This window comes from Limosilactobacillus mucosae DSM 13345 (genome assembly GCF_001436025.1).
Classification (GTDB): domain Bacteria; phylum Bacillota; class Bacilli; order Lactobacillales; family Lactobacillaceae; genus Limosilactobacillus; species Limosilactobacillus mucosae.
Genome location: NZ_AZEQ01000006.1, coordinates 84,075 through 104,522, shown reverse-complemented (window position 1 = coordinate 104,522; position 20,448 = coordinate 84,075). Strand labels below are relative to the sequence as shown.

The 20,448-nt window shown below is 46.9% G+C and carries 24 protein-coding genes; 5 read left to right on the top strand and 19 right to left on the bottom strand.

The genetic code is table 11. The features are described 5' to 3' along the window. Nucleotides 1-128 precede the first annotated feature (128 nt). Complete coding sequence (locus tag FC47_RS04155; protein ID WP_033935173.1) at nucleotides 129-431, top strand: hypothetical protein; 303 nt, start codon at nucleotides 129-131, stop codon at nucleotides 429-431. Between the two features lie 162 nt (nucleotides 432-593). Here the strand turns inward: FC47_RS04155 and FC47_RS04150 are convergent, their stop codons facing one another. The 19 genes from FC47_RS04150 to FC47_RS04060 form a co-directional block, all read right to left on the bottom strand. Next, on the bottom strand, nucleotides 594-1,778 hold the full coding sequence (locus FC47_RS04150) for an aminotransferase class I/II-fold pyridoxal phosphate-dependent enzyme (protein WP_056968050.1): 1,185 nt from the start codon (nucleotides 1,776-1,778) through the stop codon (nucleotides 594-596). Between the two features lie 40 nt (nucleotides 1,779-1,818). Then, nucleotides 1,819-2,247, bottom strand: a complete 429-nt coding sequence (locus tag FC47_RS04145; RefSeq protein ID WP_006499591.1) for a universal stress protein — start codon at nucleotides 2,245-2,247, stop codon at nucleotides 1,819-1,821. Between the two features lies 1 nt (nucleotide 2,248). Continuing rightward, nucleotides 2,249-3,679, bottom strand: coding sequence for an amino acid permease (locus FC47_RS04140; RefSeq protein ID WP_056968048.1), 1,431 nt, complete (start codon nucleotides 3,677-3,679; stop codon nucleotides 2,249-2,251). Between the two features lie 349 nt (nucleotides 3,680-4,028). Then, entirely contained in the window at nucleotides 4,029-4,265 is a 237-nt protein-coding gene (locus FC47_RS04135) for a PspC domain-containing protein (protein ID WP_056968046.1), read from the bottom strand. Between the two features lie 10 nt (nucleotides 4,266-4,275). Beyond that, nucleotides 4,276-5,247, bottom strand: coding sequence for a DUF4097 family beta strand repeat-containing protein (locus FC47_RS04130; RefSeq protein WP_056968044.1), 972 nt, complete (start codon nucleotides 5,245-5,247; stop codon nucleotides 4,276-4,278). Then, on the bottom strand, nucleotides 5,244-5,849 hold the full coding sequence (locus tag FC47_RS04125) for a DUF1700 domain-containing protein (RefSeq protein WP_056968043.1): 606 nt from the start codon (nucleotides 5,847-5,849) through the stop codon (nucleotides 5,244-5,246). The genes FC47_RS04130 and FC47_RS04125 overlap by 4 nt, the downstream gene beginning before the upstream one ends. Next, entirely contained in the window at nucleotides 5,839-6,183 is a 345-nt protein-coding gene (locus FC47_RS04120) for a PadR family transcriptional regulator (protein WP_006499586.1), read from the bottom strand. Before FC47_RS04120 ends, FC47_RS04125 begins: the two co-directional genes overlap by 11 nt. Nucleotides 6,184-6,904: 721 nt before the next feature. Then, on the bottom strand, nucleotides 6,905-8,584 hold the full coding sequence (gene recN, locus FC47_RS04115) for a DNA repair protein RecN (protein WP_006499585.1): 1,680 nt from the start codon (nucleotides 8,582-8,584) through the stop codon (nucleotides 6,905-6,907). Nucleotides 8,585-8,599: 15 nt separating this feature from the next. Continuing rightward, the gene (locus FC47_RS04110; RefSeq protein ID WP_006499584.1) at nucleotides 8,600-9,049 is read right to left on the bottom strand and encodes an arginine repressor; all 450 of its coding nucleotides are present in this window, start codon (nucleotides 9,047-9,049) and stop codon (nucleotides 8,600-8,602) included. Between the two features lie 17 nt (nucleotides 9,050-9,066). Further along, nucleotides 9,067-9,888 (bottom strand): TlyA family RNA methyltransferase, encoded by an 822-nt coding sequence (locus FC47_RS04105; RefSeq protein WP_033935204.1) that lies wholly within the window; start codon nucleotides 9,886-9,888, stop codon nucleotides 9,067-9,069. Nucleotides 9,889-9,900: 12 nt separating this feature from the next. Then, nucleotides 9,901-10,776, bottom strand: coding sequence for a polyprenyl synthetase family protein (locus tag FC47_RS04100; RefSeq protein ID WP_033935180.1), 876 nt, complete (start codon nucleotides 10,774-10,776; stop codon nucleotides 9,901-9,903). A 27-nt stretch (nucleotides 10,777-10,803) separates the two neighbouring features. Continuing rightward, nucleotides 10,804-11,118, bottom strand: coding sequence for an exodeoxyribonuclease VII small subunit (locus FC47_RS04095; RefSeq protein ID WP_006499581.1), 315 nt, complete (start codon nucleotides 11,116-11,118; stop codon nucleotides 10,804-10,806). 3 nt (nucleotides 11,119-11,121) lie between these two features. After that, nucleotides 11,122-12,489, bottom strand: a complete 1,368-nt coding sequence (gene xseA, locus FC47_RS04090) for an exodeoxyribonuclease VII large subunit (RefSeq protein WP_056968041.1) — start codon at nucleotides 12,487-12,489, stop codon at nucleotides 11,122-11,124. Continuing rightward, a complete protein-coding gene (locus tag FC47_RS04085) occupies nucleotides 12,482-13,345 on the bottom strand; it encodes a bifunctional methylenetetrahydrofolate dehydrogenase/methenyltetrahydrofolate cyclohydrolase (protein ID WP_006499579.1) in 864 nt (287 codons plus the stop codon). Before FC47_RS04085 ends, xseA begins: the two co-directional genes overlap by 8 nt. Before the next feature lie 105 nt (nucleotides 13,346-13,450). After that, complete coding sequence (gene nusB, locus FC47_RS04080) at nucleotides 13,451-13,858, bottom strand: transcription antitermination factor NusB (RefSeq protein ID WP_006499578.1); 408 nt, start codon at nucleotides 13,856-13,858, stop codon at nucleotides 13,451-13,453. Further along, nucleotides 13,858-14,295: an Asp23/Gls24 family envelope stress response protein gene (locus FC47_RS04075; RefSeq protein ID WP_006499577.1), complete on the bottom strand. Its 438-nt coding sequence runs from the start codon at nucleotides 14,293-14,295 to the stop codon at nucleotides 13,858-13,860. The genes nusB and FC47_RS04075 overlap by 1 nt, the downstream gene beginning before the upstream one ends. Before the next feature lie 76 nt (nucleotides 14,296-14,371). After that, complete coding sequence (locus FC47_RS04070; protein ID WP_056968039.1) at nucleotides 14,372-15,052, bottom strand: 2'-5' RNA ligase family protein; 681 nt, start codon at nucleotides 15,050-15,052, stop codon at nucleotides 14,372-14,374. 1 nt (nucleotide 15,053) lies between these two features. Further along, entirely contained in the window at nucleotides 15,054-16,133 is a 1,080-nt protein-coding gene (locus FC47_RS04065; RefSeq protein WP_056968037.1) for a M24 family metallopeptidase, read from the bottom strand. A 39-nt stretch (nucleotides 16,134-16,172) separates the two neighbouring features. After that, on the bottom strand, nucleotides 16,173-16,790 hold the full coding sequence (locus tag FC47_RS04060; RefSeq protein WP_056968035.1) for a TetR/AcrR family transcriptional regulator: 618 nt from the start codon (nucleotides 16,788-16,790) through the stop codon (nucleotides 16,173-16,175). Between the two features lie 143 nt (nucleotides 16,791-16,933). Between FC47_RS04060 and FC47_RS04055 the strand changes: the two genes are divergently transcribed. Genes FC47_RS04055 through FC47_RS04040 form a run of 4 tightly spaced genes read left to right on the top strand, consistent with a single transcriptional unit; the run spans nucleotide 16,934 to nucleotide 20,364 of the window. Then, on the top strand, nucleotides 16,934-17,698 hold the full coding sequence (locus FC47_RS04055) for a lysophospholipid acyltransferase family protein (protein ID WP_056968033.1): 765 nt from the start codon (nucleotides 16,934-16,936) through the stop codon (nucleotides 17,696-17,698). Beyond that, nucleotides 17,664-18,524: a glycosyltransferase gene (locus FC47_RS04050; protein WP_155519136.1), complete on the top strand. Its 861-nt coding sequence runs from the start codon at nucleotides 17,664-17,666 to the stop codon at nucleotides 18,522-18,524. Before FC47_RS04055 ends, FC47_RS04050 begins: the two co-directional genes overlap by 35 nt. Before the next feature lie 11 nt (nucleotides 18,525-18,535). Beyond that, entirely contained in the window at nucleotides 18,536-19,504 is a 969-nt protein-coding gene (locus tag FC47_RS04045; protein WP_056968029.1) for a glycosyltransferase family 8 protein, read from the top strand. Next, on the top strand, nucleotides 19,501-20,364 hold the full coding sequence (locus FC47_RS04040; protein WP_056968026.1) for a lysophospholipid acyltransferase family protein: 864 nt from the start codon (nucleotides 19,501-19,503) through the stop codon (nucleotides 20,362-20,364). Before FC47_RS04045 ends, FC47_RS04040 begins: the two co-directional genes overlap by 4 nt. Nucleotides 20,365-20,448 lie beyond the last annotated feature (84 nt).

The following is a 20,448-nucleotide window of genomic DNA, read 5'->3' as shown; positions in this document are numbered from 1 at the left end:
TACACAAAATTATTGACACTCTCAATTAAAGTATTGACCATATATAGATATATATAATGTTATTTAACTTAATAATATTAATTAGCAATTGTTTTTTATCAAGCAATAGATCTTAGGGGAGAGCTATTATGTTTCTTATTATTCTTATAATTGTATTAGGTATTTGTTGGTATCTTCACGCTAAAAAAGGCATTAAGTGGGGTCATATGCTAGGAGCAATTGGTTTAGGGATCGTATCTATCATTTACTGGGCATTTAAGGTAGATGCAGACCTCGATAAAAAGGTCAGCAATAACTTCGAAAAAACTCATAATGCCACAAAAGAAGATCTCGTATATTGGGCAACTCAATCCAATGATCTAATGCTTAGCGGCTCAGCCGAAAGAGAACTGAGAAGACGTTATGGGGAGAACTGGCGCCAAATTCTTTAAACACAATCAATACCATAAATATATCGACATTTCTTATCATACTAATTTATATATATAAAAACAGGCTTGAGAAAATTTCTCGAGCCTGTTTTTGCTTTTGTCCGATTGTTTTGTTATTCAGTTGCCGACATCCCTGGATTGAATACCGGTAATTCAGCATCACTAGTCGTAGAATGAACCGTCTTCTGCAAAAACTTTGGCCAGTCCATCAACTGCCCGCTTAAGTTTTTCCATTGAAGCCGCATATGAGATTCTAAAGTAGCGCACGGGAAGCTTGGTGAAGGCCGCTGCCGGAACAATGGCTACTTTAGCTTTTTCTGCCAGATGCTCTGCATAGGCCATCGAATCGCCATCAAAGCTGTCTGGAATCTTGACCCACAGATAAAAGGCCCCCATTGGCTTAGTGTATTGGAAACCAATCTTATCCATAGCGGTCATTAAGAACTGCCGCCGCCGATCATATTCTGCTTTCATTTGAGCAGTATCAGCCTTGCCATGACGGAGGGCTTCTTCAGCGGCATCCATGTTCATCGTGGCATTGGTCGAGATTGCGGCTTGATGTACCTTGGCCAGTGCTCCTAAAACATCACGCGGTCCGCAGATATAACCAACCCGCCAGCCAGTCATTGCGGCATTTTTAGACACCCCACTGACATAAAGGGTCTGGTCTGGCAGCAGCTTAGCCATTGGCAGATGCTCACCTTCATAAAGCAGGTCGGCATAGATCTCATCATCCAAAATGGCAACGTTGTAGTCCTTGAGGAGATCAGCCAGTGCCCGGACCTCATCAGGAGTATAGGTGACACCAGTTGGATTGACTGGATAGTTGAGAACCAGCACCTTTACCTTTTCACCATATTTGTCCAACGCCTTTTTCAATAATTCCGGCGTCACCTTAAAGTCAGGCTCGGCAGTTTCCAGTTCAACCGCTTTGGCATCACGCAGCTCGGCATTGATTCGATAAAGCGTGTAGGCAGGGCAAGGGATCAATACGACGTCACCTGGCTGACATAAACCGGCAATAATCGTACTGATGGCTCCACTGGCACCTTCTGTAACGAAGATTTCGCCTTCTGGATCATAGTGAAGGTCCAAGTCGTCTGCCAGATATTCGCTGATTGCCTTACGCAGACCTAGTGTCCCCCAGTTGTGCGGATAGTGCGTATGATCGTCAAGAATACTTTTGATTGCCGCCAGCTTAACATGATCGGCCGTTTTAAAATCCGGCTCGCCAACTGTCAGATTAACGACTTCTGGATCACTGCCGTATTTATTGTTAAGCACTCGAATCAGTGATGGCTTGGATGACTTTAAACTTTCTGGAACCAGTGATGCAATTTTACTCATGGAAACTTCCTCCTTAATGACGTGTCGATAAAAAATCTATCTACTTGACTACCAGCACATCGGCCTTGGCATGACGAACGACATAATCGGTATGCGACCCCTGCAGCATTTTTTCAACGGCATTGATCCCGGTACTGCCAAGGACAATCAGATCAATATCATGCTGATCAGGAAAATCATAAGCAAGCACGGTTTTAATGCTGCCGATAATCACCGTGGCACTGGCATCTGCTCCTTTATCCTGTGCTTTTTTCAAATAGATCTGCAGCTGTTTTTTGGTACGTTTGGCAAAATCCTGGTAGAAATCCTCATTGACTCCAAATGATGAATCCATCCCGCGGTCACGATTGACTACCCAGACCAAGTACAGTTTGGCCGAAAAAACCTTGGCCAGATCAACCGCTGTTTCAAAAGCTCGTTCAGCACGTTTAGAACCATCAATCCCGACTAAAATATTTTTGTAGGCCATTTTAATCAGCTCCTTTGTAGTTTGGATTTAAATGAGAATGCCGCCGACCATAGCCAAAGTAAAGCGCCATTCCCAGAGCCAGCCAGACAAAGAATCGAACCCAGGTTTCCCAGTTAAGTCCTGCTACCAGCGTTAAGCAGAAAATAATCGAAATGATCGGGGTAAACGGAACGCCCGGTGCTTTAAAACCACGATGCAGATCAGGCTGCGTATAGCGCATGATCAAGATTCCCGCCGAAACCAGGATGAAGGCAGTCAGTGTCCCAATGTTAACCAATTCAGATAGAATGTTTAAGTTGATCAAGCCGGCTCCAAGCGAAGTAATGATGCCGAAAAACCAAGTCCCTTTAAAAGGCGTTTGGTGTTTTTCATCAACTTGACCGAAGAACTTCGGAAAAAGGCCATCCCGTGACATTGAATAGCTGATTCTTGATTGACCATACAGCTGAACCAGAATAACGGTGGTCATCCCAAGAATAGCACCAATCGATACGATAATCGACAGCCAGCTTTGACCAGTCTTCGCCAAAACCGCCAGCACCGGCGCATTGATATATTTCCGGAAAACTGGGTAGCGAACGACGCCAGTCATCGTAAGCGTCATGCAGAAGTACAGAATCGTTGAGATAATCAGCGAGAGCAGAATCCCACGCGGTAAAGTCTTGCTAGGATTGATCGTTTCTTCGGCACTGGATGAGACCGAATCAAAACCGATAAACGAGAAGAAGACGATCGAAGCCCCCGGAATAATTCCGGTCGCCGTACCATTATGATGCGAATACCATCCATATGGGCTGAAAGGATGCCAGTTTTGCGGCTTGATGAACCAAACCGTGCAGGCAATAAAGAGAATAATGACCAGCAATTTGACAATTACCATTGTATCGTTGACTCGCTTAGTTTGCGTGATTCCCATCGAGATGACCCAGGTAATGATCAAAACGACCAAGAAAGCCGGTAAGTTGAAGTAACTAGTAACACCAGGCGTGGTCCCAGCCGCCGCCGTTAAAGCCGTTGGAATATGAATCCCAAAATTATCGAGCAGGTTGACAAAATAACCCGACCACCCAACGGCCACAGTTGCGGCACTAAGCGCGTATTCCAGGATCAGATCCCAGCCAATAATAAAAGCGATGATTTCACCAAATGCAATGTAAGAATAAGTGTAGGCCGAGCCAGCAATTGGTGCCATTGATGCAAATTCAGCATAACAAAGGCCAGCAAAGCCGCAGCAAAGTGCCGCGATCAAAAATGAAATGGAAAGGGCTGGTCCAGCAGTAAGGGCCCCTTTCCCAGTTAAAACAAAAATCCCCGTACCGATGATGGCACCAATTCCCAGGAAAGTCAGATCCCAGGTACGTAGCGTTCGCTTTAATGGCGATGCGTGACTAATCAAGGCATTGATATCTTTTTTGCGTAGTAAAGATGTCATAAGCAGGCTCCCTTCTAATCAAAAGTTAATACAAAGTTTATTTGCTTTTAATCTAAGAGTAAAGATAATCAGCTAAAAATGTATCAATCTTTGGACTGGAGCCGTTTTATGGTGAATAACGTTAAGCTTCCCGCTGGTTTGGATTTTTTTAATAAAGCCTTCGTATGATCACGTTTCATAAAAGAAAGCGTTGCCAAAAAATTACATTGAATGATGATTAAAAGACGACCTATACAAATAGACCGCCTTTTTCAAATTTCATAATTGAATTTTACCTAATCGATTCAAGCAAAAATGCCCTGCCATCATCAGCTTATTTCTGCTGACAATCACCGGGCATTTTTAGTTATTATTTTTTATCTGACTCGTAGAAAACTGGGCCATCATCTACAGTTTTCTTTGGCGATGCGTCTGGGATAATCATTGCCGCAATCAGGTAAAGAATGACTGATGGTACAATCGCGGTGAAAAGAGCCAGGGCGGCAGTCACCAGTCGTACGATCGTTGCGTCAAAGCCAAAATAATCCGCGATCCCGCCACAAACACCGGCAATAATCCGATCGTTTGATTTCGTCAGCTTTTTCATAATAATCCCCCTATCTAATCGTTACGTCACCATCAGAAGCCGTGACCTGCAGGCGATTTGGCGCGGTATCGTTTTGAGTAAGCGTGCCGCCATTGTCATTGGACTGATTGAATAAGCGATTGTCGCCGTCGCTGACCGAAGTTGAGTAGCCATCCGCTTTAGTATTTAATGCTTCCACGTCGCCATCCTTGGCTGTAATCGTGTAGCCATTGGCAATCGTGATGTCGTTAAAATGAACGTCGCCATCCTGGGTACTGAGACTGCCGCCATCCAAGGCAACGGAATTCATTGTAATATCTGAATCAGCCGTCTGAATCAGCATCTTGGTTAAAGTAGAATCGTTAACGGCAAGATCATTGTCGCTAAGATGCAGCTGGCCATTGTTGATCGTTACGCCATTAAAAGCAGTATCCGTATCATTGAGTCGGAAGTCGGCCCGCTCAATTTCCAGATTGCTCAAGCTGACTTGACTGGCATCATTTACCCGTAAATCATATTTTTCGATTTTCATCTTGGCAGCTGGTTCTTGAATGACTTTGCCATCACTAACCCGCAGCGCCAAATGCTTGAGATTTACGTTCTCTGGTACCGTAATCGTCAGCTTGTCATTTGCCGCGCCATGATAAAAGCCAGTTGAAGAAAAACTGAAGCCATTAAAGCTAAAGCCATGCTTATGACTCTTAGAATTGATGATCACCGTACCGTTTTTCTTTTGAATGGTTGGCTGATTGATCTTTTCACCGGCATACTTAACAGAAAAGGTCTTGCCCGATTTGACAACGACATTCATATCGCTTACGTCTGCCTTAATCCGCTCAGCTTTGGCATAGGTTTGGGTCCGTGTTGTCTTGGCCTTTGATATCACGTGCGGAGTCAAGCCGTCAAAAATTACTGCCCGCTGACCATGCATCCCAATGCCAAACGCCAGCACAACAGCGCCAATCACCGTGATGACCAGGCCGCTTACAATGGTCTTTTTCATTTTGCCGCCTCCTTTTTGATGTACTTGTAATAGACGTGCTGAACGAGGCGCGTGCATGCCTTAACGATCCAGACAGAACAGCCCCAGACGAGTGGAATCACGATCAGCAACAGTCCTAATCCGAGCAAGCCAATCCCTAGGTAGAAAAGTCCTGTCCCCAGGTTGGTAAACAAAAGACTCAGACCGGTAAAGATAGCCGCCGCCGTTAGGAAGATGCCACCCCCGGCAAGCGATATAACTACCACCACGCCACTAAAGACGACTGCAAAGATGGCAATCAGCACGCTCAGCAGAATCAAGCCGATAATCAAGGTTGCCGGAGTGGCCAACAGCGCAAGAATGATCAGCCATGTCGTCTTAATCTTGGTTTTTGAGACTACCCGCTGATCTTCAGCCTCTTCTTTGATGGAGTGATCAGCAAGTATCTTTAATGCAAGCTGACGCGGTGTTCCTAGTTCCTGTTCAATTTCTGCTTTGGTATCAATGCCGGCATCTGCCAAATACTCACTGTAGAATTCAACGATGTCATCAATCTCATCATCTGGCAGCTTGCGAAGGTAACGTCTTAACATCTGCATGTACTTTGCAGTTTCAGAAGTCATGTGTCTGATCCTCCTTTACAGGATATTTGCTGACCTCAAAAATCGAATCGAGGCTTTCCTTATAGTCTTTCCATACCTGCTTAACGCGTGCCAGATGTGATTCACCAGCAGACGTAATGCGATAATAGCGGCGATTGCGTCCATGATATGGCTGATCATACGTTTCAACGAACTGATCTCTTTTTAGCCGGCGCAATACCGGATAAAGAGTGGATTCTGAAATCGTAATCGCTTTTTGCATGTCTTGAGTCAGCGCGTAGCCGTAGTAATCTTTGCGTTCAAGCAGCGCCAGCACCAAGCCATCCAAAAGATCAGCTGAAACTTGAATTTTCATCTCTCGTTTCGCCTCTTTCAGTTTTATTTTATAATATTATATCGTATATAATATATTGAGGCAAATAGATACCACTGAATTTTAATCAGTTGATTCCTAACTTTTCCGATAACACTTGATCTTTTATCGTTTAGTCCACTGCCATCTTAGGAATCATTAGGTAATGAAGGATAGCACGTGATTACCATTTTCCGCCTATAATAGCTACCGTTTTCTTCTGGTTCATCGCCAATAGAACTAAACTTCACGATCAGCTGAAAATCAAATCATTCGCCCCATAAACATTGCGATGTACTCAAACACCTCTGCTTAATGATCGATCCGCCAAAATCTAATAACCGACCCGATTTCAACAACATATTCGATTGCGGCTTTTGCGACTATCCGCTGACTGACTCGATGATCGTAATTCGATTTCGATATTCATCATTTGCTTCTTTGACCAACAAGTTAATTCAATGATCAAAGCTTGATTTTAAGCAGTTTTTACACTGATTGGATAGCAAGCCAATAAAAAATGGGACCCCAGTCGTTTGACAAGGAGTCCCATTTTTACTTTTCACCAAGCTGATTTGTATCCTTAATCGAAAATTCCGTAATCTTAGCGGCAGCAGCTGGATAATCGCATCCATATATTTCAATCCAACTTCTGCACGTTCACGGATGTAAAGCACCTAGCAGCTTAACGTGACGCACCCGCAAATGCTAAACCTAGCGTGGATTATGAATGCGCCATCTGCAATAATTCTTTAGCATGCTCGCGACTCAGCTTGGTAATTTCTTCACCTGAGATCATCCGAGCCAATTCATTAATTCGTTCTTCAGGATGCAGAATCGTAACGTGCGTCGTCGTACGGTTGTTCTGCACGGTTTTTTGAATCAGAAAATGATGCTGAGCAACGGCGGCAACCTGCGGCAGATGCGTAATGCACAAAACCTGTGAATGCTGGGCAATCAGCTTGATCTTATCGGCAATGGCCTGAGCAACGCGACCGCTGACCCCCGTATCAACCTCGTCAAAAATAATTGAGGTAACGCCCTCATGCTGCGCAAAAATCGTCTTTAAGGCCAGCATGACCCGCGAAAGCTCCCCGCCAGAGGCAATCTTTACCAATGGCCCCATGCTTTCGCCAGGGTTGGTTTGAATATAGAACTCAACATTGTCAATCCCATCCGGATAAAAGGTCATCGACTCATTTTGATGAAACTTAACCTCAAAAATGGCTTTGTCCATATAGAGTTCTTTTAGCTGCTGATGAACCTGGCCATTGAGCTGATGAGCGGCTTTTTGACGAACCTGGCTCAATTCACCGCCCAGTTTTTGCAGCTCACCAGTCACCGCGGCCAGCTGCTGCTTAAGCTCATCATCTGAATCGGCGGTCTGCTCCATCGTCGACAGTTCCTTATGAATCTTTTCATAATATGCCAAGACGTCTTCAACCGTATCGCCATACTTGCGTTCCAAATCACCAATAATGGTCAGCCGTTCATTGATCTGTTCCAGACGGCCGTCATCGAATTCAAGCATGTCTAACTGACGACTGGCGGCATTGGCAGCATCCTGAAGCGAATAGTAGGCATCCCCAAGCGACTTGCTCAACTCATCATAGGCCGAGTCAAACGGTGCGATTTCTTGAACCTCATTCATTGCCTGGGCAACCTGATCCAAAACCGGTGCCTCGCCTTCATTTAAGATTCCGACGACCAGCTGCAGCGCATTGTTGATCTGTTGAAAATGCTCTAAGCGGTCGCGCTCGCTGGTCAGCTCATCTTCTTCATTGGCGTGCAGATCGGCAGCACTGATTTCTTTAACCTGGTAGCGCAGCATGTCCAGACGCTGGGCCCACTGCTGCGAGTCAGCCTGCTTGCGGCTCAGCGTTGCCTTCAATTTGGCATAGCGCCGATAGGCCTCTTGATATTTGGACAACAGCGGCTTAACCTGGTCGGCTGCAAACTGATCGAGCATGTGTAGATGGTTTTCTGGCTGCATCAGCTGCTGATGATCGTTTTGCCCTTGAATATCAACCAGATGAGCACCGATTCTACGCAGCGTGGCAGTATTGATCAGCGCGCCATTGACCCGGATCACGTTGCGGCCATTGCGATGAATCTCGCGCGAAATAATCAGCGTGCCATCATCACGTTCAATTCCCAGATCATCCAGTAATGCAAAAACGCGCTGATCATCCGGTAATGTGAACTGGCCCTGCAGATGAAGCTTTTCTTCGCCATGCCGAATAAACTCCTGTGAGCCGCGATTGCCAGCCAATAAACCCACCGCATCGATAATAATGGACTTGCCGGCCCCGGTCTCACCAGTCAAAACCGTCATCTGATCGCTAAAATCCAGCGTTAAATGCTCGATAATCGCTAAATTATCAATTGTCAGTTCCTGTAGCATAGCCGATCACCCAGTCTAGCGCAGTGCCTGCAGCGTACGTTCAAATTCAACGGCAGCCCCGGCAGAGTGACAGACGATCAAAACCGTAGCGTCATCGCCAATCGCGGTAAACACCGTGGGATATTTCATCTGATTGATCAGCATGGCGGCTACCGGACCGTTGCCTGGCCGCATTGACAAGGATACGAAACGATCGCTGCGTTTCATTTCCTGCAACTCATTCCCCATCACGTTTGCCAGCCGTTCTTCTTTATTGTCCTGACGCCGGGCTGGCAGGCTGTAGTGATAGCCGCCGCCTACGCTTGGCACCTTGAGCAGCTGCATATCCTTGATGTCGCGTGAAATCGTAGCCTGCGTGACGCGAATGCCGGATTTGGCCAGCAGCTTGACCAGATCTTCTTGACGTTCGACGTATTGATTGGAAATAATTTCTTGAATGTGTCGCTGACGTTCTGATTTTTTCATTGACAAAACCTCCAAAACTAATCCTGCTTGTTCAGTTCTGCATAAGCCGCGCTGATCGTCTGGTCGATGTCAACTTCTGGTGCGATGCGGCCTTCTCGATCAACCAGTTGCAGGTGCGCCAAAAATTCAATATTCCCTTGACCGCCTTTGATTGGCGAGAAATCCAAACCTAAAACATCGAAATGATCTGCGGTTGCAAAGCCCAGAACATGCTGCAGCACTTCTTCATGCACCTTACGATCACGAACGATGCCATGCTTACCAACATGCTCCTTACCGGCTTCAAACTGCGGCTTGATCAAGGCCACGACCGAGCCGCCCATTTTCAGAATCTGGGCCAGTGGCGGCAGAATCAGACTCAAAGAAATAAACGATACGTCAATCGAGGCAAACTCCGGCTGACCATGCGTAAAATCAGCCAGCTTGCTGTAGCGGAAGTTGGTCTGCTCCATTACCACGACGCGCGGATCGTCCCGCAGCTGCCAAACCAGTTGATTGGTACCAACATCTAAGGCATAGCTGAGCTTGGCGCCGTTTTGCAGCATCACGTCGGTAAAGCCGCCGGTCGAGCTGCCAATATCCAGTACCACTTTGTCTTTAACCGAGATGTCAAATACCTTGAGTGCCTTGGCCAGTTTCAGACCACCTCGGCTGACGTACGGCATCTTCTTGCCCTTCATGTGCAGCGTTGTCGTAACGGGAATCTTTTGCCCTGGCTTATCAAGGCGCTCATTGTTCTTGCCTAGGATCTCGCCAGCCATTACGGCACGCTTGGCTTGTTCTCTGGAATCGAACAGGCCCTGCTTGACTAGTAAAATATCAACGCGTTCTTTTTCAATCATAATCTCGTCCTATAGTTTAAAGTATGCCAAAAATTGATCAAAACCAGCCATTGATCGTCCTGTCAGTTCTGCCAGCTGCTGTTGAGCATTTTTTGCCTGAACAAGGGCTTTTTGCAGCTGTTCTTTAGCACCATCAAGTCCCAACAGTCCTGGATAAGTGTTTTTTTGCTCAGCGGCGTCTTTTTGAGTTGCCTTGCCCATCTGTGCTGGCGTGGCTACCACGTCCATGATGTCGTCATAGATCTGAAAAGCTAAGCCAAACTGCGCGCCAAACGTTCCTAAAAGGTCAATGACTGTAACCGGCTGCTCAGTGATGATGCCACCTGCCTGAACCGCGTATTTGAGCAGTGCTCCCGTTTTTTGGCGATGCAGATACTGCAGCTCGGTTAGCTTCAGATGCTGACCCTCGCCCTCGATATCGCGTGCCTGTCCAGCAACCATACCGCTGGGACCGGCCGCCTTAGCCAAAGCCAGCGTTAGATTTGCCTGAACGTCAACTGGCAGCTGATTGTCCGTCAGCCATTGAAAAGCCAGCGTCAGCAAGCCATCACCAGCCAGCGTCGCCATCCCCGCGCCAAACTTGACGTGATTGGTTGGCTCGCCCCGCCGCAGATCATCATTGTCCATTGCTGGCAGATCATCATGAATCAGCGAGTAGGTATGCAGCAGCTCTAAGGCACAGGCAGCCCGCAGCGCATTCTGGTCGATCTTTTTGCCCAGCATCTCAATCGTTGCCAATGTCAGTGCCGGCCGTAAGCGTTTGCCGCCTGCTTCAACCGAGTAGCACATTGATTCTTTTAAAGTCGGCTGGTCGATGTCCATTGGCAGAGCCTGGTCCAGATAGGCATCGATCCGTGTTTTAAGTTCCGTTATCGTGCTGACCATTTGCTCATTCCTTTCATTAATCGCAAATTAGAAAAGATCAACGTTATCGTCCTGACCGTCTTCAAATCCCTGGCCGCTAAACTGTGAACGGTATCCCTGGTGTCCTGAGCCATCATCGCTGCGGCTGTCGGTTGGATCCTCGACTTCCTTGCCATCGTCTTTCATCAGATGGGCAACCGTGGCCTCAGCGTTTTGCAGCTGTTTTTGCAGACCGTTTGCCAATTCCATACCGGTTTTGAATTCATTCAATGATTCTTCCAAAGACAGATTGCCCTGCTGCAGCTCGTTGACGATTTGCTGCAACTGACTCATCTGTTCTTCAAAGCTAGGTTGTTTTGCCATTTTTTACCTCTTATTGATTTTTTTGATTACTGCTTCAGCCGTGCCATCACTAAAATGCAGCGCCACTTGCTCATCAGGCTGCAGCTGACTGGTGCTGGCAACGACTTTATTATCTTCTTTGGTCACATAGCTGTAGCCGCGCGCCATCACTTTCAGCGGACTCAGTGAATCCAGCTGACTGAGCAGATTCTTGAACCGATCGCCTGCCGACAGCAGCTGCTTATCCATGGCATGAACCATTGCCTGCTGCAGTTGTGTGAGCTGTTGTCGATTCTGCTGCAATCGATTGGCTGGCGCATTCAATAAAAGCGAATCCAACAAGCGCTGCCAGTCGTGGCTGGTTTGCGAAAGGCGCCACTGCATGGACTGCTGCAGCTTTTCAGTCAGCTGATCAACATGCTGCTGTTCGCCTTCATACAGACGAGCAGGCTGAGAAAATACATAGCTGCTGGTCAGGACCTGCAGCTGCTGCTGGGCCTGCTGCAGTTGGTTCTGAATCGTATTAGCCATCTGCGTACGGGCCCGCTGCAGTTCAGTCAGAATGTCCAGCAAATGCAGCTGGGTCGCCATTTCCGCTGCCAGTCCCGGTACCTGAGCCCGATAATCAGCCGCCAGATCACAGATGGTCGTATCAGTTTCATGACCAACCCCTGAGATTACGGGAATCGGGCTGGCCGCTACTGCTCGCGCCACGATTTCTGAGTTGAACGGCATCAGATCTTCTTCCGAGCCGCCGCCCCGCGCCACGATCAGCGTATCAAACGTGCCATTGATGCCAGCGCGCTGTATCTGGCGGGCCAGATCCTCAGCAGCCCGCTCGCCTTGTACCTGCGCTGGATAAAAAACCACTTGAGCCAAGGGATTGTTGTTGCGAATCCGCGTAATCATATCATGCTTAACGGCCCCATCATTGCTGGTTACAATCGCAATCCGCTTAGGAAACCGATTCAGCGGCCGCGGATTTTGCGCATGCGAAAATACCCCACTGGCCTTCAGTTTTTTATAGGTTTCTTGAAATGCCAGCTGGGCTGCACTGACGCCAACCGGCAGCATCCGATTGACATAAAACTGATAGCGGCCGTTTCTTTCATAGACCGTCACCTTGCCGCCCAAGATAACCTCCATGCCGTTTTCCGGTGTGAAGTCGACTTTTTCCCAATCGCTGCCAAACATGACGGCATCGATTACGGCCTGCTGATCTTCAGGCGCGTCATCATCTTTAAGCGAAAAATACTGATGGCGTGCTCTTTGCTTAAAGTTGGTCAGCTTGCCAACGATCCAAAGATTTTTTTGCAGATAAGGATCAAAATCAAATTTGCGTTTGATATAGCGAGTCAGTTGATTAACCGTCAGGCAATCCTTTTTATCCATTAATTTCCGCGCTCCATTCTGCCAAATCAACCGTTTGTTCCATTAAAGAGGCGATCGTCATTGGACCAACCCCACCTGGAACGGGCGTAATCATTCCCGCGACCTCTTTGACTGATTCAAAGTCAACGTCGCCAACGATCGTCCCGTCATCCAGCCGATTGATGCCGACATCGATCACCGTGGCTCCCGGCTTAACGGCATCGGCCTTGATCAAATTAGGCACGCCGGCTGCTACGACCAGAATATCAGCTTCACGCGTTCGCTTAGCTAAATCCTTAGTGCGCCGTCCGGTAATCGTTACCGTGGCATCCTCATTGATCAGCAGCGCCTGCAGCGGCCGACTGACCAGCGTGCTGCGGCCAACGATCACAACGTCCTGGCTGGCCAATGGAACGTGGTAATGGCGCAGCATCGTCATAATTCCCCGTGGCGTGCAGGCAACTGGATAATTGCCTTGAACGTTGTTATAGAGCTTACCGACATTGATGGGATGAAAACCATCAACGTCTTTGAGCGGATCAATCAGATTAACGATTGCCGTGTCATCAAGATGATTAGGCAGCGGCTCTTGCACCAGGATTGCGTGAATCGATGGATCACTGTTTAAGTGCTCAACCGCCTGTACCAGTTCAGCTTGCGTAGTTGAGGCCGGCAATTGTTCTCGTACCGACTTCATCCCCAGACTGTGCGCCTTTTTTTCCTTGCTGCGCGTGTAGATCTGGCTGGCTGGATCATCACCAACCAAAATCGTTGCAATCCCCGGCGTAACGCCTTTTTCCTTTAGCTTCTCAATACGCTGCTTAGTGTGGGCGTTGACTTCTTTAGCCAATGCCCGACCGTCGATCAATGTTGCCACTAAAATCTCTCCTTATCAGACTGCATAAAAATTGCATATGTTTATATTCTAGCATTAAAGCCGCAACAAAAAAACTCATCCCCGCTTTGGAGATGAGTTTTTTGATTAATTTTGCTCGCTTTCAATGCTGCCTAAAACACCATTGATAAAACGGTACGACTTTTCATCGCTGAAGTCGTGTGCCAAGCGTAAGGCTTCGTTAATAGCCACGGCATTTGGTACCTGCGTGTATTCCAGCTCGTACAATGCCAGGCGCAGAATCACCAGATCAGGGCGAGCCAAGCGTGATAAGGTCCAGCCTGGAGCCAGCTTGGATTCGATCTGAGCGTCCAGTTCATCTTGGTGAGCCAAGACGCCATTGACCAGCTCTGGCAAGTAGGCCGGCACCTCTTCATCCGGCTTGAGCCCCAAGCGTTCTGCGTAGATTGCCTCGCGATCGATTTCCGGATCCGAAGCCAATGCAAAAAGCGTTTGAAAGGCGCATTCACGGATCGCATGACGACTAATTTCCACTATTCTTCACCATCTTTGTTTTCGTGTTCCCCAAAAATATCATTGGGGTCAACCTGTTGCTCTTCTTTTTCCGTAATTACGCCCTGTACGTGAACGTTGACTTCCTTAACGCTCAGATCAGTCATCAGCGTAACCTGCTGCTTGATTTTATCTTGAATCTCAGCAGCAACTTTAGGAACGGAAACGCCATATTCCAAGTAAACGTCGACGTCAATCGACAGTTCGTCATCACTGTTGGAAAGCTTAACGCCGCGACGATGGTCAGAACGCCCCAGTAATTCACTGACGCTGTTGGCAATCGAGCCATGCATGCGTGAAACGCCCTCAATTTGACCAGCGGCAATCCCTGCAATGATTTCTAAGACACGTGGAGCGATTTGAATCGTACCCAACGATTGATCTTCGCTGTTTAAGATAATGTTGGAATCTTCTGCCATTTGTCAGCCCTCCAGTTTTTTCGTCATTAAGACATCCTTTTAATTATGCACTATTCCGCCAAAATTGGCAACCATGCTAGCTTAGCGCGGTCAGTGCAAATTCGTCAATTACTTTTACATCATGATTGTACCAATCGTGAATTACCAAGTCTACCTGCTTGACGACAAAGCTGCCAAATCGCAGTTGATCCATCTTGGCCAAGTCAAAAAGCAGCCCGTTTGGATCGTTCAATGGCGCTTTAAAACGGGCAATCGTAACATGACCGGATGCTGTCTGATAACGCTCAGCAAGTGGTAATTCTTTAGCCAGCTTTAAGCGCAGCGCCTCCCGCAGCTCAAACAGCTCATCAGAATAATATCCCGCTGCCAAAATACCGCTGGGACTGGCAATCAAGCCTTGCAGCGTGACTGAAAACGGGCGGCAATTCGCCAGCAGTTCTTTGATGCTGTTTTGATAGGCCGCTAAGTCAGCCGGTGCCAGCGAAAAATCAGCCCGTGCTCCGATCAGATCCAAAACGGTCAGATGCAGATCGGCCAATGGATAACAGTAGAGATTGGGATTGGCGATTCGCAGTTTCTGCTGAGCATAGCCGATGTTTCTGCCGACATGAACCGGCAGCCGAGCAAGCAGCGTCAAGCCACGTCGCGAATCTGCCTTATCTTGACATAGATAAGGATCAGTAAACTGATTTTTTAAGATGGCTGCTTTGCCTTTTTGATCAATTGACTTATATAAACTGTCTAGCTCTTTTTCCATCTTAATATTTAACGATTTCCAGCTCGGTTGGTGCCGTCGTCAGCACTTCAACTCCGCCATGCGTTACCAAAATATCGTCTTCAATGCGCACCCCGCCGATTTCTGGAATATAGATCCCCGGCTCCACGGTAATGACCTGGTTGTTTTGTACGATCACATCGCTGGCATTGGGACCATAGCTGCTTGGCAGTTCATGAACGCTCAAGCCAATGCCGTGACCCATGCCATGATTGAACTCATCGCCATAGCCAGCAGTTTCAATGATCTGGCGGCCGGCAGCATCCAACTGATCACCGTGGATTCCGACCCTGGCAGCTTCAATCACAGCCTGGCGAGCTTCATTGACGATTTTATAGACGTCCTTTAGCTCTGGATCAATATTGCCAATTCCAAACGTCCGCGTCATGTCTGCCGTATAGCCTTCAACAAAGTAGCCAAAGTCCAGCGTAACGATATCGCCGTTTGCAATCACCTTGTCACTGGCCGTAGCATGCGGCATGGCAGCATTGGCACCACTGGCACAAATCGTTGGAAACGAGGCGGCCTGCGCACCGTGTTCTTTCATCCAAAAATCCAGGCGATTGGCCACTTGTCGTTCTGTCATCCCTGGCTCAATAAAATTCAAGACGTATTCATAGCCAGCTGACTGTAATTGAGCTGCCATGCGGATTTTTTTAATTTCATCGGGATCCTTGACTGCCCGCATGGATTCGATCAGACCATCAAAAGGCACGATATCGGCTTCCATAATTTCGTCTAAGACGTCATAGATCCGATAGTCAATCGTATTTTCAAAGCCAACGACTTCAATTTCCATGCCTTGGCAGATCTGGTTTAAGGCTCCCCAGTAATCGCGCGTGATCATACCCACGACCTCATCGCTTTCAAATCCTTCCAGCTCGGTAGCATAGCGATCGTCTGTGATCAAAATCGCGGCGTCTTTGGTAATCAAAAGCTCGCCATCACCTTGGGTCAAATCAAATCCCGTCAGGTAAAAAATGTTTGCCTCATCGGTTACCAAAAAAGCATCAATGTATAAAGCGTCAAACCGCTTGCGCAGCCGTTCAATTCGAGAAGCCATGTCTAATCGTTCCTTTCAGTTTTTGCTTGTCATTATTAATCAATTCTGCGGATGCTCGTCAAAAACACCCCGTCTGGTCAGCAGATCTGCAAACGGCCGCACCGAAAGCTCGTAAAATTCAGTATCCGAGATTCGTTGGTTACCATCCCAAAACCGGCTGCTCCAAAATTGACCGACGTTAAGCCAGACAAAATTCAAGGCTAATTGTCGATAATCAATATCATCGCGAATTTTTTCGGCTTGCTGCATTTTTTGGAAATAGTCAATAATCATCTCCACGCCATAATTACGGATTTTTTCAATCATACCCCGCAGCTGCTGTTTTTGTTTAGGATCTTTAGTGGTATTAAACATAACCAGCATCACGTTTTGGCGCGGCCACTGCTGGCGAAAGCGTTTGGAAAACTCAATCAGATCATCTTCAAGCTCCCAAGTTGGCACAAAATCATCCATCAGTTCAACAATCAGGCTGCGATACCTTTTGACCAGCTCATTAGCCAACCCCATCTTATCACCAAAGTGGCGGAAAATCGTACTTTCATTGACGCCCGCTTTTTTGGCCAGCTGACTGGTTGTCGTTGCGCTGTAGCCCTGCTCGTTGACCAAAACGGCAAAGGCATCCATAATCTTGTCGTCAGTCGCTGCTTTATCCTTCACGTTTTAGCTCCCTTTTTGTTTTTTATCATTTTAGCACATTATTGCAAGTATTTACTTGCACTTTCTTTTTGAGTATAATGTTTCATTAGATTAAGCTTATGTTAAGTTTAAATTGGCTACCGTAATTATAGAAGGTGAGAAGTATGGTAAAAACAATTTATTATACCGAACCAACTGATGACGTAGTACAAAGCGCTCATCAAGACTTTCAACTGCAAGATGACTTTCGCTGGCTGCGCACTAAGCCGGCTGAGCGCTGCTGGTCATGGATGATTCGTGGTGGTGCCAAGGCATTCGCCTATCTATATACTTATGGCTGGCGCAGAGCCAAGATCGTGGGGCAAGCAAAACTGCAGCCATATCAAAATCAGGGATATTTTGTTTATGGCAACCACACGCAGCCGGTTAACGACGTCTTTATGCCCTTTTTAATCGGCCAGGCACAGCACTTTTATGCCTTGGCGGCACCGGCCAACTGGGGCATCCCCATAATCGGCCTATTGCTTTCCTATGGTGGAGCCTTGCCAGTGGGCAATTCGCTTCATCAAACCGCACAGCTCTTAAAAGCCGTACAGACCGTCAGTCGGCACCAAGGTCACGTCTTTATCTATCCTGAAGCTCACGTCTGGCCCAACTATACTGAGATTCGACCCTTTCCCGATACCAGTTTTCGGTTTCCGATTAAAAATCAGCGGCCAGCATTTGCCATGACGACGACCTATCAAAAGCCGCGCTGGGGAAAAAAGCCACGTCTGACCGTTTTTATCGATGGACCGTTTATTCCCGATCATAATCTGTCACTAAAAAAACAGCAGTCCTGGCTGCATGATCAAATTCAAGCTGCCATGGTCAGCCGGGCCCGCCTTAGCAATTATGAAGCCATCAAATATATTCAAGAAAGAAGATGAAACCGTGAATATCCTGTTTTGCGGCGATCACCGCGCTGAAGATGGCGTTTTGATCGTTACGCTGTCTTTGCTTCATCATGTTAAAGAACCGCTAAACATTTACATTCTAACGATGAAGACGGCCACCAAGTCGTTGCAGTATGAGCCTTTCAGCAAAAAAGCCGCCAATCTTTTGACCCAGCAGCTCCAATCGTATAATCCCAAAAATTCACTTCATTTAATCGATTGTACCGAGCTGTTCAACGAATCACAGCCCTTGGCCAACATGAACTCGCGCTTTACGCCTTACTCAATGCTGCGACTGTATGTCGATCTGATTCCTAACATGCCGGATCGCCTGCTTTATTTAGACAACGACGTAATCTGCCGTGAATCATTTGATGACTTTTATCATCAAGATCTGACCGGTGTCCAGGTCGTTGGCGTACTGGATCATTATGGGAAATGGTTCTTCCACCATCAAATGCGCATGGCCGATTATATCAACTCAGGCATTTTGCTTTTGAACCTGCCTGAAATCAAGCGTACCAATTTATTCGTCAAGGCACGCCGCATGATTGCCACCCGCCATATGTTTATGCCCGACCAGGCTGCAATCAATCGACTCTCACATGCCAAAAAGATTGCACCACGGCGTTTCAACGATCAGCGCCGACTCCATCACGACACTGTATTTCAACACTTTACCACCAGTTTTCGCTTCTTCCCCTGGTTTCACATTCTGACCGTCAAGCCATGGCAGATCAACAACGTTCACAAAGATCTGCGCTTGCATGAATATGACGGTCTCCTGGAAGAATATCGTCAACTGAAGTCCGAACTATAAGGAAGGTTAATATGACACAGCCAATTCCAATTTTTTATACCATCAGCAATGACTTTGCCCCCTATGCGGCTGTAGCGATTCAGTCGCTGCGTGATCATATCTCGCCTGAGCAGCACTATCAGGTTATCATCGTGCATCAGGGACTGACGCCAGTGACGCGGCAAAATCTGCAAAGCCTGGCCAGTGACAATCTTGAGCTTATTTTTTATGAGATCAATGATGAAGCACTCAATGCCATCCAAAATCGCAAAGAAAATTACCTGCGGGCCGACTTTTTTACGCCCAGCATTTTTTACCGCTTATTTTTAGCCGATCTTTTCCCTCAATACGACAAGGCCATCTATGTCGATAGCGATACGGTCTGGAATGGCGATCCAGCCGACATGTTTGCAATTGAGCTTGGCAATAATCTGATTGGTGCGGCACCAGATCATTCCGTTGAGCACGTTGGCCCAATGCAGCTTTACATTAAAGAAGCGGTCGGCGTCCCCGCCAAACAATACCTCAATTCTGGTGTCTTATTGATGAATTTCAGTCAGTTGCGCAAAGATCAATTTACCCGCCACTTTTTAAATCTGCTGCAAAGATACCATGTTGACTGCATTGCCCCCGATCAAGACTACCTAAACGTCATGTGCAATGGTCGCATCACCTATCTGGATGAAAAATGGAATGCCATGCCAAAAGATGAAGAGTTTGCTGATGAACGCGTCAAAGATCCTAAGCTGATTCACTATAACCTGTTTTTCAAACCTTGGCATTTTGATCACGTTATGTATGATGAATACTTCTGGCAAGCGGCTAAAAAAACGCCTTATGCTCAGCAGCTAAAAGACGTCCGAACTGACTATACGATTGCTCAACAGCAGCTGGATCGGCAAAAACTGATGAGCATGCTTAATCATGCCGATGAGTTGCCTGATAATCCCGTAACGTTTAAAAAACTGCAAGAGCAAGGAAAGCAGGTACGGCTGTCATGATTATCGGCGAACATCGCGATCAGGTCATTAAAAACATCGCCGACCATGCGCAAAAAGGACTTTTTAACGAAAAGGTCGAAATCGATGACCCACAGACCTCATCTGAAGAAAGCATGGCGATCGTCAATCAGTTTTGGCAAAATCAAAATCACTGGCGCGCAAGATTCGACAATTTGATTGCTAGGACCACAATGCGTGGCATCACAGATTGGTTCAATCTCAATACCACGTTCTGTGGATTGGAAAATCTGAAATCGTTAAAGCCCACGCAAGGTGCCGTAATCACCAGCAACCATTTCAATCAGTTGGACAACACCGTCATTCGCAAGCTTGCTCAGAAGAATCATCGTCGGCTGTTCATCGTAATTCAAGAAACCAACTTGAAAATGGATGGTCTGATCGGCTTTTTGATGAATCACCTCGATGTTTTGCCACTGACCAAAAACGTTGGCTATTTGGGCCGTACGCTGCCCAAAAAACTTGAGCAGCAGGTTCAAAAAGGGCACTGGGTTTTGATCTATCCTGAACAGGAAATGTGGTTCAACTATCGCAAGCCGCGGCCCGTCAAGCGTGGTGCCTACTATTACGCTGCCAAGGCCAACGTACCAATCATCTCTTGTTTTACGGAAATCATTGATCAGCCCAAACCAGAAAAAAACAACGATGAATTTTATCAGACTAAGTATCGTCTGCACGTTTTGCCATTGATTTGGCCTGATTCCAAGCTTTCAGTTAATGAAAATGCCAAGATGATGATGGAAAAAGACTACGCCCAGAAAAAAGCCGCTTATGAAGCTGCCTATCAAAAAAAGCTCAGCTATGATTTTGAGCCGCATGATATTGCGGGCTGGCGCGGTTAATCACCGTTTTTTAATAATTTTTTGATAATCTACTTGCATTTTGTAAGATGTCATGTAAAATAAGGGCATGTTTAAAGATGCGTT